Source organism: Streptomyces sp. NPDC059567, from assembly GCF_042735655.1.
In the GTDB taxonomy this organism is placed as follows: Bacteria; Actinomycetota; Actinomycetes; order Streptomycetales; family Streptomycetaceae; genus Streptomyces.
On the sequence record NZ_JBHWBS010000037.1, the window covers coordinates 11,549 to 28,073 of the forward strand.

The 16,525-nt window shown below is 72.0% G+C and carries 14 protein-coding genes; 10 read left to right on the forward strand and 4 right to left on the reverse strand.

The genetic code is table 11. The annotated features are described in order from the left end of the window. The first annotated feature begins 195 nt into the window (after positions 1–195). The 8 genes from ACFVZW_RS18440 (at position 196) to hypE (ending at position 6,937) form a co-directional block, all read left to right on the forward strand. Positions 196–396 carry a hypothetical protein gene (locus ACFVZW_RS18440; protein WP_384522442.1) on the forward strand — a complete coding sequence of 67 codons (201 nt, stop codon included), beginning with the start codon at positions 196–198 and terminating at the stop codon, positions 394–396. Beyond that, positions 393–533, forward strand: coding sequence for a DUF6893 family small protein (locus ACFVZW_RS18445; protein WP_384522444.1), 141 nt, complete (start codon positions 393–395; stop codon positions 531–533). Before ACFVZW_RS18440 ends, ACFVZW_RS18445 begins: the two co-directional genes overlap by 4 nt. Before the next feature lie 165 nt (positions 534–698). Further along, entirely contained in the window at positions 699–1,094 is a 396-nt protein-coding gene (locus ACFVZW_RS18450) for a hydrogenase maturation nickel metallochaperone HypA (protein WP_384522446.1), read from the forward strand. A 2-nt stretch (positions 1,095–1,096) separates the two neighbouring features. Next, entirely contained in the window at positions 1,097–1,792 is a 696-nt protein-coding gene (hypB, locus tag ACFVZW_RS18455) for a hydrogenase nickel incorporation protein HypB (RefSeq protein ID WP_384522448.1), read from the forward strand. After that, complete coding sequence (gene hypF / locus ACFVZW_RS18460; protein ID WP_384522450.1) at positions 1,789–4,380, forward strand: carbamoyltransferase HypF; 2,592 nt, start codon at positions 1,789–1,791, stop codon at positions 4,378–4,380. The genes hypB and hypF overlap by 4 nt, the downstream gene beginning before the upstream one ends. Positions 4,381–4,390: 10 nt before the next feature. Then, on the forward strand, positions 4,391–4,708 hold the full coding sequence (locus tag ACFVZW_RS18465) for a HypC/HybG/HupF family hydrogenase formation chaperone (RefSeq protein ID WP_384522452.1): 318 nt from the start codon (positions 4,391–4,393) through the stop codon (positions 4,706–4,708). Beyond that, positions 4,705–5,859 carry a hydrogenase formation protein HypD gene (gene hypD, locus ACFVZW_RS18470; protein ID WP_384522454.1) on the forward strand — a complete coding sequence of 385 codons (1,155 nt, stop codon included), beginning with the start codon at positions 4,705–4,707 and terminating at the stop codon, positions 5,857–5,859. Before ACFVZW_RS18465 ends, hypD begins: the two co-directional genes overlap by 4 nt. Positions 5,860–5,896: 37 nt before the next feature. Beyond that, a complete protein-coding gene (hypE, locus tag ACFVZW_RS18475; RefSeq protein ID WP_384522528.1) occupies positions 5,897–6,937 on the forward strand; it encodes a hydrogenase expression/formation protein HypE in 1,041 nt (346 codons plus the stop codon). Between the two features lie 3 nt (positions 6,938–6,940). Here the strand turns inward: hypE and ACFVZW_RS18480 are convergent, their stop codons facing one another. Then, positions 6,941–7,168, reverse strand: coding sequence for a hypothetical protein (locus tag ACFVZW_RS18480; RefSeq protein ID WP_383561455.1), 228 nt, complete (start codon positions 7,166–7,168; stop codon positions 6,941–6,943). After that, the gene (locus ACFVZW_RS18485) at positions 7,152–7,403 is read right to left on the reverse strand and encodes a DUF6400 family protein (RefSeq protein ID WP_384522456.1); all 252 of its coding nucleotides are present in this window, start codon (positions 7,401–7,403) and stop codon (positions 7,152–7,154) included. The genes ACFVZW_RS18480 and ACFVZW_RS18485 overlap by 17 nt, the downstream gene beginning before the upstream one ends. A 313-nt stretch (positions 7,404–7,716) precedes the next feature. Between ACFVZW_RS18485 and ACFVZW_RS18490 the strand changes: the two genes are divergently transcribed. Together ACFVZW_RS18490 and ACFVZW_RS18495 are read left to right on the forward strand one after the other, a co-directional pair. Continuing rightward, positions 7,717–9,798, forward strand: coding sequence for a SpoIIE family protein phosphatase (locus tag ACFVZW_RS18490; RefSeq protein WP_384522458.1), 2,082 nt, complete (start codon positions 7,717–7,719; stop codon positions 9,796–9,798). An 81-nt stretch (positions 9,799–9,879) separates the two neighbouring features. After that, positions 9,880–11,676, forward strand: coding sequence for a SpoIIE family protein phosphatase (locus ACFVZW_RS18495; protein WP_384522460.1), 1,797 nt, complete (start codon positions 9,880–9,882; stop codon positions 11,674–11,676). Positions 11,677–11,730: 54 nt separating this feature from the next. Here ACFVZW_RS18495 and ACFVZW_RS18500 read toward each other — a convergent pair whose 3' ends face one another. Continuing rightward, entirely contained in the window at positions 11,731–13,932 is a 2,202-nt protein-coding gene (locus ACFVZW_RS18500) for an OmpL47-type beta-barrel domain-containing protein (RefSeq protein ID WP_384522462.1), read from the reverse strand. 2 nt (positions 13,933–13,934) lie between these two features. Next, positions 13,935–16,427: a ThuA domain-containing protein gene (locus ACFVZW_RS18505; RefSeq protein WP_384522464.1), complete on the reverse strand. Its 2,493-nt coding sequence runs from the start codon at positions 16,425–16,427 to the stop codon at positions 13,935–13,937. Between the last annotated feature and the right edge of the window lie 98 nt (positions 16,428–16,525).

The window sequence follows — 16,525 nt, forward strand, 5'->3', positions numbered from 1 at the left end:
AGACGGCGGAGACCATCCGCTGCTGCGGAGGAACGGTCGCCGTCGGGCCGCGCGACGCGGGCGGTGGCCGGCGGGTGGGGGAAAGCTCCGGCCCCCCCCGCGCGGGGTTCGGCGGCGGGGCGGCCGGCGCGCCCCCCCGCCCCGGCCGGCGCGCCGAGCTCCGGACAGCCGCCCGCGCCGCTCGACGGCCACCGGATGACACCCGACGCCGTCCTCGCCCTGCTCGACACCCTGTGCGCGGGAACCGGAGCCGCACCACCACGGCGCATCCATGTCGTCGGCTGTGAACCGGCCGCCCTCGACGAAGGCATCGGGCTCAGCCCGCGGGTCGCCGCCGCCGTGCCGGAGGCCGTGCGCATGGTCACCGAACTGGTCCGCCAGGAAGCCGCCGTATGAAGACCGAAACGGAGAGCACCATGCACAAGAGCGTCCTCGGCGTCACCGCCGCCGTCACCGCCGCCCTGGCCGTCGTGGCCGCCGTCGTGGCGGTCCTCCCCGACCTCCGGCGCTATCTGCGCATCAGCAGGATGTGACCCTCCCCGGTGACCTCGTTCGGTTCGTGACGTACCTCGGCCCGGCGCGGGAGCGGCTGCACCGAACGGACGACACCGCCGTGCGGTCCCGGCGCGCCGGGCGGACCCCCGCGGCCACCCGTCCTCTAATGGCGCCCGAGACCCCCGCGCCCAGGACGGAGACCGATGCACGAGATGTCCCTCGCCGTCGCCGTCGTCGACCAGGTCGAGGCCGCGGCGAGGTCCCGCGGGGCCGTCGGTGTGAGCAGCGTCGAACTGGACGTGGGCGAGCTGGCCGGCGTCGTCGCCGACGCCCTCGCCTTCTGCTTCGAACTCGCCTGCGCCGGAACCGTCGTCGAGGGCGCCGAGCTGATCACCCGTACCGTCCCGGGCACCGCGCGCTGTGCACCGTGCGCGGAGGTCTGGGCGGTCGGCATGCCGCCGCGACTGCTCTGTCCCGGCTGCGGCGCCGCGGCCGACGAGCTCGTCTCCGGCCGCGAACTCCAGATCCGGGAGGTCCGCTGGGCCGACCCCGAAGCGGCGGGCGAACGACGTCGCCAACCGATCACCGAGGAGAGCTGAGCATGTGCCGAGCCGTCGATCTCCAGCGTGCCGTCCTCGCCAAGAACGAGGCCGCGGCACAGATCCTGCGCACCGAACTGACCGCCCGCGGCACGACGGTGGTGAACCTGCTCTCCAGCCCCGGGAGCGGGAAGACCGCCCTGCTGGAACGCGAACTGCGCCTCGCCGGTGAACGCGGCGTCAGCGCCGCCGCACTCACCGCCGACCTGGCCACGGAGAACGACGCCCGGCGCCTGGCCCGTTCGGGAGTCCCCGTCAAGCAGGTGCTCACCGACGGTCTGTGCCATCTGGAGGCCGACATGGTCGCCCGGCACCTGCACGACTGGCTGCCCGAATCCACCCGGCTGCTGTTCGTGGAGAACGTCGGCAACCTCGTCTGCCCCGCCGGATACGACGTGGGCGAGTCCCTCCGGGTCGTGCTCGCCTCGGTGACGGAAGGGGAGGACAAGCCGCTCAAGTACCCCACCGCGTTCGGCCTGGCCCAGCTGGTGATCGTCACGAAGACCGACATGGCCGAGGCCGCGGAGTTCGACGAGGCGGCCTTCCGTCACCACGTGCAGCAGGTCAACCCCGGTGTCGAGGTCGTCCTCACCTCGGTGCGCGACGATCGCGGCGCCGGCGTCCTGCTGGACCGGGCCCTCGCCGCGGCCGAGGGGAACCGCGTCCACACCCCGGTGATGGCCCAGGCCGGCGCGTGACCACGGCGCGGTCCGCAGCCGCCGCCGACACGACCCCGCGGCGCAGCCGGGTGGTCGTGCGCGGTGTCGTGCAGGGCGTGGGGTTCCGGCCCTACGTCTACGCCCTCGCCACCGGCTTGCGGCTGTCCGGGCACGTCACCAACACGGCGGACGGCGTCGTCGCGGAGGTCGAGGGCGACCCCGCGGACGTGGCCGCCTTCTGCGCGCGCATCGCGCCCGACGCGCCGCCGCTGGCCCGGGTGGACTCCGTGGAGACGGCCGACGTGGCCGCGAGCGGCGACAGCGGATTCACGATCGTGCCCTCCCGTCAGGGTGGCGCCGTCCGCACGCTCGTCCCACCCGACACCGCCACCTGCGACGACTGCCTCGCGGAGCTCGCGGACCCGGCCGACCGGCGGTATCTGCACCCCTTCATCACGTGCACCCACTGCGGCCCGCGGTTCACCATCGTCACCGGTCTGCCCTACGACCGGGTGCACACCACCATGGCGGGCTTCCCGATGTGTCCGGACTGCGCCCGCGAGTACGCGGACCCGGCGGACCGGCGCTTCCACGCGCAGCCCGTCGCATGCCCCCACTGCGGACCCCGGCTGCGGCTGGTCACGGCACCGGGCGGCCAGTGGACCACGTCCGGCACCGAGTCCCGTCTTGGCACCGGCAGGGGCGCCGCCCCTGGCTCCGGCGCGGACCTTGGCACCGGCAGGGGTGCCGAGCCCGATCCCGACCCCGGCCTCGGCACCCGTCCCGACCCCGGCACCCGTCCCGACCTCGGCCCCGACCCCGACCCCGACCCCGACCCCGACCCCGACCCCGACGCCGGCATCGACCCGATCGCCGCGGCACGTCGGATGCTCGCCGCCGGTGCGATCCTCGCCGTCAAGGGTCTCGGGGGCTATCACCTGGCCTGCGACGCGACGAACCCCGACGCGGTGGCCGAACTGCGCCGCCGCAAGGCGCGCGGTGACAAACCGTTCGCGATGATGGCGGCGGACCTCGCCGACATCGAGCCCCTCGTGCACCTCGGCCCGCTCGAACGGGACCTTCTCACCGGCACCGTCCGGCCCGTCGTCCTCCTGCGGCGCCGCGACGACGCCCGGCCGCGCCGCGGGGCCGCACCTGCGCGAGCCGTGGCACCCGGCAGCCCGGACCTCGGCGTCATGCTCCCGTACACCCCCGTCCACCACCTCCTCCTCGGCCTTGGCCCACCGGACGGCGAAGGGCCCCGGCTGCTGGTCATGACCAGTGGCAACCTCTCGGGCGAACCCATCGTCACCGACGACGCCGAGGCACTGACCCGGCTCGCCGGTCTGGCTGACGCCTGGCTGCTCCACGACCGTCCCATCCATGTGCCCTGCGACGACTCCGTCGTCCGCGTCTGCGACGGCGAGCAGCTGACGCTGCGCCGCTCCCGGGGATACGCCCCGCTGCCGGTGACGTTGCCCGTCGAGGTGGCTCCCGCCCTCGCCGTGGGTGGCGATCTGAAGAACACCTTCTGTCTGGGCGAGGGGCGCAAGGCCTGGCTCTCCGCCCACATCGGCGACATGGACGACCTCGCCACACAACTCGCCCTCGCTTCCGCCGAGCGGCAGTTGGAGTCCGTCACGGGCGTGCGCCCCGGCCTGCTGGCCGCGGACCGTCACCCCGCCTACCGGTCCACTCGCTGGGCCCGGCGGCATGCCGCCGGGCGGCCCGTCGCCCCGGTGCAGCACCATCACGCGCATGTCGCGGCGGCGATGGCCGAGAACGGGCTCGACGGCACCCGGCCCGTGATCGGCGTGGCCTTCGACGGCACCGGCTACGGTCTCGACGGCGCCGTGTGGGGAGGCGAGTTCCTGGTCGCGGACTACGCCGGGTTCTCGCGGTTCGCTCACCTGGCCTACGTACCCCTGCCCGGCGGTGACGCGGCCGTACGACGGCCCTACCGCATGGCCCTGTCCCACCTGCGGGCCGCAGGCCTCGCCGCCGACCCCGCACTGCCCTGCGTGCGAGCCTGTGATCCCGGAGAACTCTCCGTTCTGGAACGGCAGTTGGCGCGCCAGCTGAACTGCGCGCCCACGTCCAGCATGGGGCGCCTCTTCGACGCCGTCTCCTCCCTCGCGGGGATCTGCCACCACGCCGGATACGAGGCGCAGGCCGCGATCGAGCTGGAGGCGGCGGCACTGCGCGCACCGGCCGTGACGGAGGACGGACGCTACGCCTTCCGGCTCGGCCCGCGGCGGTCCGGAGCCCCGCTCACCGCCGACCCCGCGCCCCTGCTGACGGCGGTGGCCGCCGACGTGCTCGACGGCACCTCCGCTGCCGTCGTCGCGGCACGGTTCCACCATGCCGTGGCCCGCCTGGTACGTGCCGTCTGCGCCGCCGCCCGCGGTGAGACCGGCGTGGAGACCGTCGCCTTGACCGGGGGAGTGTTCGCGAACACGGTGCTCTCCTCCGCCTGCGCCCATGGACTGCGGGAGGACGGCTTCACCGTGCTGCGCCATCGCCTGATCCCGCCGAACGACGGCGGTCTGGCTCTCGGCCAGCTCGTCGTGGCCGCGCGTGTACCCGACCGGGCGGCCTCCGGCATGCCACGACGAGAGCGACAGTGAGGAGACACCCATGTGCCTGGCGGTACCCGGAAAAGTGCTGGACGTGGAGGACCGGGACGGCACCCGGATGGCCACCGTCGACTTCGGCGGTGTGGTCAAGGAGGTGTGCCTGGAGTACCTGCCGGACCTGAAGCCCGGTGAGTACGCCATCGTCCATGTCGGGTTCGCCCTGCAGCGTCTGGACGAGGAGTCGGCCAGGAGGACGCTGGAGCTGTTCGAGACCCTCGGCATGCTCCAGGAGGAGTTCGGCGACCCGTGGGAGGCCGCCGAAGCGACGGGCGACGAGCGGCCGGCGCAGGACGGCCTCGCCGGAGAGGTGACGCGGTGAAGTACATCGACGAGTTCCAGGACCCCGAGCTGGCCCGACGGCTGCTCGACGAGATCCGGGCGACGGTGACCCGGCCCTGGGCGCTGATGGAGGTCTGCGGCGGCCAGACCCACACCATCATCCGGCATGGGATCGACCAACTGCTGCCACCCGAGGTGGAGTTGATCCACGGACCGGGCTGTCCGGTGTGCGTGACGCCGCTGGAGGTGATCGACAAGGCGCTGGAGATCGCGTCCCGCCCCGGCGTGATCTTCTGCTCCTTCGGCGACATGCTGCGCGTTCCCGGTACCGGCCGTGACCTCTTCCAGGTCCGCGGGCAGGGCGGTGACGTCAGGGTCGTCTACTCGCCACTCGACGCGCTGCGGATCGCCGAGCAGAACCCGGACCGCGAAGTGGTCTTCTTCGGCATCGGCTTCGAGACGACCGCCCCGCCCAACGCGATGACGGTGTATCAGGCGCGCAAGCTCGGCATCCGCAACTTCAGCCTGCTGGTCTCCCACGTCCGGGTGCCCCCGGCGATCGAGGCGATCATGAACTCGCCGGACTGCCGCGTCCAGGGATTCCTCGCCGCGGGACACGTGTGCAGCGTGATGGGCACGGCGGAGTACCCCGCACTCGCCGAACGCCACCGGGTGCCGATCGTCGTCACCGGGTTCGAACCGCTGGACATCCTCGAAGGCGTCCGGCGGACCGTGCTCCAGCTGGAGCGAGGAGAGCACACCGTCGAGAACGCCTACCCCCGGGCGGTGCTGCCCGAGGGCAACCCGGCCGCCCGGGCGATGCTGGACGACGTCTTCGAGGTCACCGACCGCGCGTGGCGGGGGATCGGCGTGATCCCGGACAGCGGCTGGCGGCTGTCGGAGCGGTACCGCGCCTACGACGCCGAGCAGCGGTTCTCCGTCGAGGGGATCGACACCCGTGAGCCGGCCGAGTGCCGCAGCGGCGAGGTCCTGCAGGGGCTGCTGAAGCCCCACGAGTGCGAGGCCTTCGGTACGACGTGCACTCCCCGCTCCCCGCTGGGCGCCACCATGGTCTCCAGCGAGGGGGCATGCGCCGCCTACTACCTCTACCGGCGGCTCGACCTCGGCACCCCGTCGTCTCACTCCCCGTCGGCGAAGTCCCCGGCCCTGGAGGGCAGTTCCGTTGTCTGAGCTCACCCGCGCCACCCCTGCGGAGCAGGCACCCGACATGCTCGGCTGGACGTGCCCCGCACCCCTGCGGGACCAGCCGCGCGTGGTCATGGGCCACGGCGGGGGAGGAGCACTGTCCGCCGAACTGGTCGAGCAGATCTTCGCGCCCGCCTTCGGCGGACCCGCGCTCTCGGTCACCACCGACGCCGCCACCGTCGAACTCGGCGGCGCCCGGCTGGCCTTCTCCACCGACTCCTTCGTGGTGCGCCCCCTGTTCTTCCCCGGGGGCAGCATCGGCGATCTGGCCGTCAACGGCACGGTGAACGACCTCGCCATGAGCGGCGCCCGCGCGGCCTATCTGTCCTGCGGCTTCATCCTGGAGGAGGGGGTGGAGACCGAGGTCGTGACCCGGGTGGCGAACGCTCTCGGGGCCGCGGCACGAGCGGCGGGCGTGCAAGTGGCCACGGGGGACACCAAGGTGGTGGAGGCCGGCCACGGCGACGGTGTCTACATCAACACCTCCGGAATCGGTCTGATCCCGCCCGGTGTCGACCTTCGGCCGCAGCATGTCGTACCCGGTGACGTGGTGATCGTCAGCGGGCCCGTCGGCGTCCACGGCGTGGCGATCATGAGCGTGCGCGAGGGCCTGGAGTTCGGGGTCGAGATCGAGAGCGACTGCGCGCCGCTCGGCGGGCTGGTCGAGGCGATGCTCGCGGTCACACCGGACCTGCACGTGCTGCGTGACCCCACCCGGGGAGGACTGGCGGCCTCGCTCAACGAGATCGCGGCCGCGTCGGGTACCGGCATCGTCATTCAGGAGCGGGCGGTCCCCGTTCCCGCGCCGGTGGCCAACGCATGCGCAGTGCTCGGCCTCGACCCGATGTACGTGGCGAACGAGGGGAAGCTGGTGGCCTTCGTCCCGCGCGAGCAGGCCGACGCCGTGCTCGCCGCGATGCGCGCGCATCCGCTGGGCGCCGGGGCGGCCGTGATCGGGGAGACCGTCGAGGCGCATCCGGGCATGGTGGTCGCCCGTACCGGCCTCGGTGGCACGCGGGTGGTGGACATGCCGCTCGGCGAGCAGCTGCCGCGGATCTGCTGAGCGTCAGCCCCGGGCGCGGCGGTCGCGGGCGGTGTCGAGGGTCCAGGTGTGGGTGCAGTTCGGGCACTGCAGATGGACCCTCGGCCCCTTGTTGGCTATCAGGTACCGCCAGTGTTCCGAACAGTTGCGGCGCTCCGTGCAGGTCGCGCAGTCGCGGGCGTCGTCGCAGCCCGGGCAGGCGACCCAGGCGCGGCGGGCCCGGTCGGCGTGGGGGTCAATGGGAAGCCGCACGGCCCGGCTCCTGTCCGGGCAGCACTCCCGCCGCCACCAGCATGTCGTGGATCCGCTGCTGCTCGGCGTCCAGCCCCGAATAGAGCAGGGCGTGCGCGGCCTGCTCGTCCCGAAGGACGGCCATCGGGTCCCAGTCGGGTCCCAGTGCCGCGACGACCTCGGCCCGCCTGCGGGCTTCCTCGGCGGTGAGGTCGATGGTGAAGGTGACGTGGTCGGGATCGGGGGCCTGGTTCATGGCGGCGCTTTCGGCGAAATCGAACAGGATTCGCCACGTCTACCAGAGCGGGCACCGGGTGCGGAAGGGGGGAGCGCTTCCGGCGACTGTGGCGCATCTCATGTAAAAACCGGACAGAGTCGGCGGTCCGTCTCCTCCAGGCGGGTGCGCGGCGTCGGGACACCGGTCCGTTCGGGGGCGCCGCCGGGCCACCGGCGCGACGATGGGGGTGTGAGAAGCGCGACCGGAGGCCGTCCGGGCCGCGGAAGGACCGCCCCGCGTCCGGGTGCCGCCAAGGCACCCACCGGCCCCTGAGCGTGAAGGGAGGGCACCGGTGAGTGAGCAACCGATCGAGGAGCTGATCAGCGGGGCCGCACAGCACGCCGGTGGCTGGGTGGGCTCCCTGGCGGTGGCGCAGGTGGCCACGGCGTCCGACGGGACGGTGGTCCGCTGGAACCACGGCGCCCAGGAGCTCCTCGGCTACTCCCCGCCGGACGTGGTCGGGCGGCACATCGCCGAGCTCCTCCATCCGGGCGCCGACCGCAGCCTCGGCCGTGCTCTGTGGGAGACGGCAGCCACAGGACGCGGGGTGATGGGCACGGTCACCGCCTGGCACCACGACGAGTACCCGCTGGAGCTGGAGATCTGGGCCTGCCCCGTCCCCGACCGGCGCCGCGGCGCGTCGGCGGTACTGATCTTCGCCGCCGAGGCACACACGACCCGGCGGATCCGCGGCACCTCTGCGGTGTGGGACGGGCTGTTCGCCCGCTCACCGGTCGGCATCGGCCTCCTCGACACCGAGCTCCGCTTCCTGCGGGTCAACCCCGCGCTGGAGCAGATGAACGGCCTGTCCGAGGAGGCCCACGTCGGACGGCGCCTCAGTGAACTGCTCCCCGACGTCAACGCGGGCGAGATCGAGGAGGCCATGCGCCAGGCCCTGGCCTTCGGCGAGCCGGTGCTGGACCGGCACCGTGCCGGTCGTACCCCGGCCGACCCCGACCACGAGCACGTCTGGTCGTGCTCGTACGTGAGGATGGAAGACCCGAGCGGTCTGCCGATCGGTGTGGTCGCCACCCTCGTCGACGTCACCGCCCAGCACCGTGACCACGTCGAAGCGGAGGCGGGGCGGCGCAGGCTCGCCCTGCTGAGCGAGGCCAGTTCTCGCATGGGAGCAAGTCTCGACATGGAGCGCACCGCCCAGGAACTGGCCGATCTCGCCGTGCCGCAGCTGGGCGACGCCGTCACCGTCGACATCCTGGACACCCTCGCCCGCGGCGACGAACCGGGCCTGGGGCTGGCGGGTGGTGTCGCCGTGCGGCGCCTGGGGAAGGCCCCGCTGGCCGGCACCGCGATCACACGCCTCCTCGCCCCTCTTGGGCGCACCCTCACCTTCCCGGCCAGGGCGCCGTACACACAGGCCATCAGAGCCCGTCAGCCGTATCTGATCGCCCATCTCGACGAGCAGGCCGTCGCGCATCTGGCCCGCTACACCTCGGTGCCCTCCCAGCTGGTCGAGAAGGGCGTGCACTCGTTCATGATGGTGCCGCTGATCGCCCGCGACCTCGTCCTCGGCGTGGCCACCTTCTGCCGGACCCGGCCCGGAGCGCCGTACGGATCCGAGGACGTCACCCTCGCCGGCGAACTCGCCACGCGCGCCGCCGTCAGCATCGACAACGCGCGCCTGTACCAGCACGAGCACGAGACCGCCGTGGTCCTCCAGCGGAGCATGCTGCCGCAACACGTCACCCCGCCGCCGGGCATCGAGATCGCCCACCGCTATCTGCCCGCGAGCGACATCAACGAGGTCGGGGGCGACTGGTACGACGTACTGCCCCTGCCCGACGGCAAGGCGGCGCTGGCCATCGGGGACGTGATGGGGCACGGGATCGCGGCGGCCGCGGTCATGGGCCGCCTCTCGGCGACCGTGAGGGCCCTCGCCCGCCTCGACATGACCCCGGTCGACCTGCTGTACCAGCTCGAAGCCACCCTCGCCGACCTGGCCGAGCCGATGCTCGCCACCTTCCTCTACATCGTCTGCGACCCCGCCACCGGCCACTGCACCATCACCCGCGCCGGCCACCCGCCCCCCGCCGTCCTGGAACCCGACGGCAGGGCCTACATCCTGCCGACTGCCTCCGGCGTCCCCCTGGGCGTCGGTGGAGTCGACTTCACGACGACCGAAGCCACGATGCCCGCCGGCAGCGTCCTCGTCCTCTACACCGACGGCCTCGTCGAAGGCCGCGGCGCCGACCTCGACGAACGCCTCACCGATCTGACCCGCCTGCTCACGGAACCCCAGACCTCACTGGACCACGTCTGCGACGCCCTGATCACCCGCCTCGTTCCCGGCTCGGCCGACGACGACATCACCCTGCTCACCGCCCGCATCACACCCCCGCCGGCCAAGTCCCCGTAGCATCCGGCCCGTCGAGCCACAGAAGGCCGGTGCATGATGTGCACCAACAAACGGTCGAGTTCCTGTCTGGAGGCCGAACGAGTGAACGGTGGCAACGGGAGACGGCGCCTCACCAGCCGTGCCTCGGCCGGGAAGGGCGCCGCGGTTCACCGCTCGGCCGGTGCCCGCAGGCGGCTCGGCGGGAGCAGCGGCGAGGTCCCCCTCGACCGGCTCACCACGCGCGGCCGGCTCGCCTGGCTGAGCTCCGCCGGCTCCAGGATCGGCACCACCCTGGACCTGGAGCGCACCGCCCAGGAGCTGGCCGAGTTCACCGTGCCCGGCTTCGCCGACGGGGCCGCCGTCGACATCCTGGAGAGTGTCCTGCGGGGCGACGAGGGGGCCCGGTGGACGGGTACGGGCGTCCCGCTCATGCGGGCCATCGCGCTCTGCGCCGTCGAGGAGCTGTCCTCCCTGGAGCCCACCCCGGTGGGCGAGACCTTCGTCCGGACCGAGGAGGCCCACGAGACCCTGCTCCACCGGTACTGCCTGCGCCAGGGCAGGCCGGTCCTGGTGAGCCGCATGCGGCACGACGACTTCATCAAGGTCGCCCCCACGGAGAGCGCCGCGGCGCAGATGCGCGCCGCCGGGGTGCACAGCTACCTCGCGGTGCCGCTGATCGCACGGGGGCTGCTGCTGGGCAGCGCGGACTTCGTACGCGGCCCCGGGACACGGCCGTTCTCCTCCACGGACCTCGCACTGGCGGAACAGCTGGCCTCCCAGGCCGCCGTCTACATCGACAACGCCCGGCTGTACGGGCGTGAGCGCGAGCACGTCGTCTCGTTGCAGCGCAGCCTTCTGCCGCGCGCGACCCCGGTGACACCGGGGCTGCGTGTCCAGGCCGAGTACGCGCCCTCGACGGCCCACCACGGGGTGGGTGGCGACTGGTACGACGTCATGGCCCTGCCCGGCGGACGTACGGCCCTCATGGTGGGCGACGTCATGGGCCACGGGCTCCCCGCCGCCGCCACCATGGGGCGCCTGCGGGCGGTCGCCCGCACCCTGATGACCCTGGACATGGCTCCGGAACGCGTCCTGGCCCGGCTCGACCTCGCCACGCGTGACCTGGAGGACGAGCAGGTCGCCACCTTCCTCTGCGCGGTCTTCGACCCGGCCGACTCCACCTACACGCTGGCCAGCGCCGGGCACCTGCCACCGCTGCTCCTCGACGGACCGGGCTCCGCCGAGTTCGTGGACGTCCCGGTCGGCGCGCCGCTCGGGGCGGGAGTGATCCCGTACGACCCGATCCGGCTGAAGGTCCCGGCGGGCGGCCGTCTGGCCATGTACACCGACGGTCTGGTCAAGTCCCGGCAGGCGGACGTGGACCACCAGCTGGAGCGTCTGCGGTCGGCGGCCCGTTCCCTGACGCCCGAGGCCCTCGAAGGGGGTGGCCTCATCGGGTGCGCCCCTGCCGATGCCTCCCGGTTCGACGAGGCCGTGCTGCTCGTCGCGACGACCGCCTCGGGCACCCCGAGTGATCTGTGCGAGTGGCAGCTGCCGCGGGAAGGGCGGGCCGCGTCCGTCGCCCGGGGCCTGGTCACGGACCAGCTCGCCGCGTGGGACCTGACGGAACTCGCGGACGTCTGCGAACTCGTCGTCTCCGAACTCGTGGGCAACGCCCTGCGCTACGGCAACGGTCCCGGCCGACTCCGGCTCCTGCGCGGCGACCGCCTCGTCGTGGAGGTCTCGGACACGGGTCCCGACCTGCCCCAGATCCAGCACGCGGACCTCAGCGACGAGGGGGGCCGGGGGCTCCAGCTCATCAACATGCTGTGCCGCAGATGGGGCTCCTGCCGCACCGTCACCGGCAAGGTGGTCTGGGCGGAGCAGAACCTGCCCTAGCGACCGACGCGCGACAGGCCCCTCTCCCGGTACGGGAGAGGGGCCTCACGCGGTCTACAGCTCCTTCACCCGGATGTTGCGGTAGGAGATGACGTCCGTCGTGCCGTGCACCTGGAGGCCGATGTAACCGGAGGCGTAGCGTCGGCCGTCCGTGCCCGGGTCGTCGCCACGCGGCGGCTGGAAGACCTGGCCACCGGTGTTGTCGAACTCGTTGATCAGCTTGCCGTTGCGGAAGACCGAGTAGTGCTGGCCCTCCACACGGATCTCGTAGTCGTTCCACGTGCCCTTGGGCGTCACCCCGGCGCCGGCGAGGCCGACGCGGTCGAAGCCGTAGACCGAGCCCGTCTTGTACATGTCGCCGTCGGGCCGGTCGAGCACCTGGACCTCATGGCCGTACTTGATGGCGACCCACTCCGGACGGGTCTCCTCGGGGTTGCCGTGGACGTACGGGAACCGCACGAAGACACCGCCGTTGGCGTTGCCGGCGCCAGGGGCGTCGTCGCGCCACTGGAGCTTGAGCGAGAAGTCGCCGTACTGCCGCTGCGGGAACCACAGCATGCCCATGCCCGGCATCGTGGTGCTGCTGGTCATGGCCCCGTCCGCGCTCAAGCCGAACTTGCCGCCGCCGACGTGCTGCCACTTCGAGAAGCTGGCCGCGGTGCCGTCGAACAGGTCGCGGTACCCCTCGGTCTGGCCCGGCTTGCCGATGCCCGACTGCTTGGCGGCGCGGTAGATCTTCTTGTGCTCGCGCGTGTCGATGACACCGTCGGCGAGCAGCCGGTCGACCACGGTGTCGACGTGCTTGAGGAACAGCGCATGCGAGGACCAGTCCTTCTCGTCCTCGATGAGTTCGTTGACGGTGCAGCGGCTGTTCGTCATCCGGTTCGGGACGCCGGTGTCGACGGTCCCGACGATGACGGTCGACCGCTCGTCGAACTCGGGGCAGTTCGGCGCGGGCACCCCGCCGCCCTCGGCGACGGTGAAGGCCGTGCTCCTCGCCGTGGAGGTGTTGCCCGCCTTGTCCGTCGCCCGGTACAGCACCGTGTGGTGGCCGACGCGGTCGACGATCACCGGGGTGGTGTAGGCGAGGTACGGGCCGCCGTCGAGCGAGTACTCGATCCGCTCGACGCCCGAGTCGGCGTCGGTCGCCGACAGGGTGACCGTGGCGCTGGTGATGTACGCCCCGTCGGAGTTGCGCACGCCGGCGACGGAGGCGGAGGCCTCGGGGGCGGTGGTGTCGGGATCGGGCTGCGTCACGACCGTGAAGCCGACGGACTTCTCGGCCGACGCGTTGCCGGCCTTGTCGCTCGCCTTGTAGCGGACGGTGTGGGTGCCCGCCTCGTGCACCATCACGGGGGCGGTGTACGGCTGCCAGGCGCCGTCGCCGATCGCGTACTCGATGGTGTTGACGCCCGACCCGGTGTCGGAGGCGGTGACCGTCACCGTGGCCATGTCGAGGTAGCGGCCCTGGTCGTCCTGTTCGCCGGTCACGGTCGCCGAGGTCTCCGGCGCCGTCGTGTCGTCGGTGGGCGGGGCCACCACCGTGAACGCGGCACTCTTCTCGGCGGCCGTGTTGCCGGCCTTGTCGCTCGCCCGGTAGCGGATCGTGTGCGCGCCGACCTGGTCGACGACGACCGGGACGGTGTACGGCTGCCACGGACCGTCGGCGCCGACCGCGTACTCGACCTTGTCGACGCCCGAACCGGCGTCCGTGGCGCCGAGCGTGACCGTCGCCTGGCCGACGTAGGCGCCGTCGGCGTTGCGGTCACCCTCGACCTTCGCCGTCGTCTCCGGCGCGGTGGTGTCCTCGCCGCCGCCCTCGGTGACCGTGAGGATGCCCTGCATCTGGCCGTGCCCGGGGATCGTGCACTTGAAGAGGTACCGGCCCGGGGTCAGCGTCACCTCGGCCGTGTGCCGGCCGCCGTTCGCGTCGCTCGGATTGGCCAGGATGTTGAGCGGGACGTCGTTGTTGTACTCGGGGTCGGAGACGTCGAACGTCAGGGTGTGCGGCATGCCGGTCGTGTTGCCGGTGGCCGTGCTGTTCTCGAAGACGATGGTCGTGGCACCCGCCACCGCCGTGGTGGGGAACTCCAGATAGCGGTCGATCGGATCGCCGGCCTTCCAGGTCAGCACCTGGGCCGCCGCGTTCCGCCGTCCGTCGTCGCTCTTGCCGTAGGCGGCCGCCGAGGTCAGCCCCACGATCATCGCCACGGCGGCCAGCAGGGCCGCCCACAGCCTCCCGCTCCTGTGTCTCATGGTCACCGCGCCGCCTTCCGTGCCAGCTGGTCCGCGGCCGGGGTGGGCCCGCCGCCCTTGTAGGTCACGCGCCAGAGCGCGGAGTCGGGGTGCGAGGTGAAGAAGCCCCGCCCGTAGTCCAGGACGTAGAGCGAACCGTCGGGGGCGAACTTCCAGTCCATCAGGTTGCGGATGCCGCCCTGCCCGACCGGGACGATCTTCTTCAACGACTCGGCGTGTACGGGCAGTCCGCCTTTGCCGACGGTCTTCGGGTCGGTCAGCACGGCATGCCGAGGCTGGTCGCCGTCGTAGAAGTCACCCACGAACCACTTGCCGTCCCAGTACGACGGCCACTTCACGGTCGACTCGCTCGCCGCGTCGTACCGGTAGAGCGGGCCGTTCATGGTCGCCTGCCCGCCGCCCTTGAGCCACGGGAGCAGCACCTTCTGCTCCTCCTGCTTGTAGCTCGGGATGCCGTTCGCGTCCCGCGGGTAGTCCACGCCGCCGCCCTGGGGCGAGTACCAGATCGTGTTCGCCGTCACCGGCGGCAGGTTCACGAGGCCGTCGTTGTTGGGCGACTCGTTCTTCGGCGCGTTGCAGTCGTACCAGCCGAGCGGCTTGCTCGGATCGGTCAGGCCGCGGTCCCGGTAGGGCTGCTTGTTGCCCATGCAGTACGGCCAGCCGTGGTTGCCCGCCTTGGTGATCGCGGCGAACGTGTCGTACTTGGCGGGCCCCCAGGTCGTCGACGGCGCGCCCGCGTCGGGGCCGACCCAGCCCGCGTAGAGGATGTCGGTCGTCCTGTCGACGGAGATGCGCGCGGGGTTGCGTACGCCCATCACGTAGATCTCGCCCCGGGTCTTCCCGCCGCCCTCCTCGGTCTCCTCGCCCGTGAAGAGATTGCCCGCGGGGAGGGTGTAGGTGCCGTCGTCCTCGGGGTGGATCCGCAGGATCTTGCCGTTGAGGTTGTTGGTGTTGCCCGCGGTGCGGCGCGCGTCCGCGAAGGAGACGCCCTGGAAGTTCGGGGCCGGGTTGTTGCCCGAGTAACCACCGCTGGAACCGGAGGAGTTGGTGTCTCCGGTGGCGATGTAGAGGTTGCCCTTCGAATCCCAGGCCATCCCGCCGCCCGCGTGGCAGCAGCTGTGGATCTGGACCGGCCAGCTCAGCAGCACCTTCTCGCTCGCCAGGTCGAGCCTGTTGGTCGCGAGGTCGAGCGTGAAGCGGGAGACCCGCCGCTCGCCCATGTGCGCGTCGCGGTCGATCCGGGAGTGCGGTGTGTAGTGCAGATAGACCCAGCCGTTGGTCATGAAGTCGGGGTCGAGCTCGATGCCGAGCAGGCCCTCCTCGTTCTTGACCAGCTCGTCGCCGCCGCCCTTGTTGCCGAAGACGGTGAGCGCGCCGGCCTTGGTGACCTGCTTGGTCTTCGGGTCGTAGACGTGGACCTCGCCGTTGCCCTTGCCGATGTCCGGGTTGTTCCAGTCGGTGACCACCGGCACGCTGGAGTCGGCGCCGCCTCGGCCGATGTACAGGATGCGCCCGTCGGGAGCGGCGACCAGGCCGTGCGGTTCGCCGATCTGGTCGTTCTGGCCGGGCTGGTTGGGCTTGGTGACGCGCTCGGCGGTGTAGTTGGCGTCGATGGCCGCCTTGCAGTCCGCCTGGGAGATGCGGGCGGTCCAGGAGATCGCGCCCCGCAGATGGTCGCGGAAGTCCGCCTCGGCGTAGCTGTCGACGGTGCCGCCCATGGCGGTGTAGAAGGACCGGCCGCCGTCGTAGTCACGGCACCAGGACACCGGGTGGTCCCAGCCGTTCGGCTTGGCCACGGGCTGGTACGAGGCCTCCCGGACCCGCGCCACGGTGTGCACCGTGCCGGACGGGTTGCGGTCCCAGTTGAACCACTTGTCGGGGCGCTTCCACTCCAGGGGAAGGGACTTGGTGGCAGGGTGCTGCCGGTCGCCGACCTCGACCACCGCACGCTGCGCGCTGCTCGGGGCGCCGGTGGGTCGTGCACCGACCAGGCCCGTGAACCAGGTGGAGTACGGCTCGGTGCGCGCCGCCTCGTGGACGCCGACGAATCCGCCGCCCGCCTCCATGTAGGCCTCGAGACCGGCCTCCTGCTCCGGGTCGAGCACATCGCCGCCCCCGGTCAGGAACACCACCGCGTTGTACTTGCCGAGCCGCTTGGCGTCGGTGAAGACGCTCGGGTCGTCGGTGGCCTCCGTACGGAAGCGGCCGGCGGCCGGACCGGCCAGCCCGATGCTCTCGACGGCCGCGATGCCCGCGTCGACCGTCGGCGACTCCTCGGTCGCCGACCCGTGGAAGACGAGCACCCGTACGTTCGCGCCGCCTGGTGGAGACGGAAAGGACAACGTTGTCGAAGCCATGGTCGACGGCGGATCCGGATACGGTCTGGCCGAGGCGGGGTCTCCGCCGAGCAGCGACGCGGTCAGGGCTCCCGCCCCAAGTACCGCCACCGCGAAGCCTGTTCTTGATCTCGCTTGGTGATGTGGTGTGCGCTTCATGGGTCACCCATCCCTCTGAGGTCACAACAACAGCCGTTGAAGCTAGACCCCTTTGCGCGGTTCGCCAATACCTATGACCACAACGGGACGAACTTTGT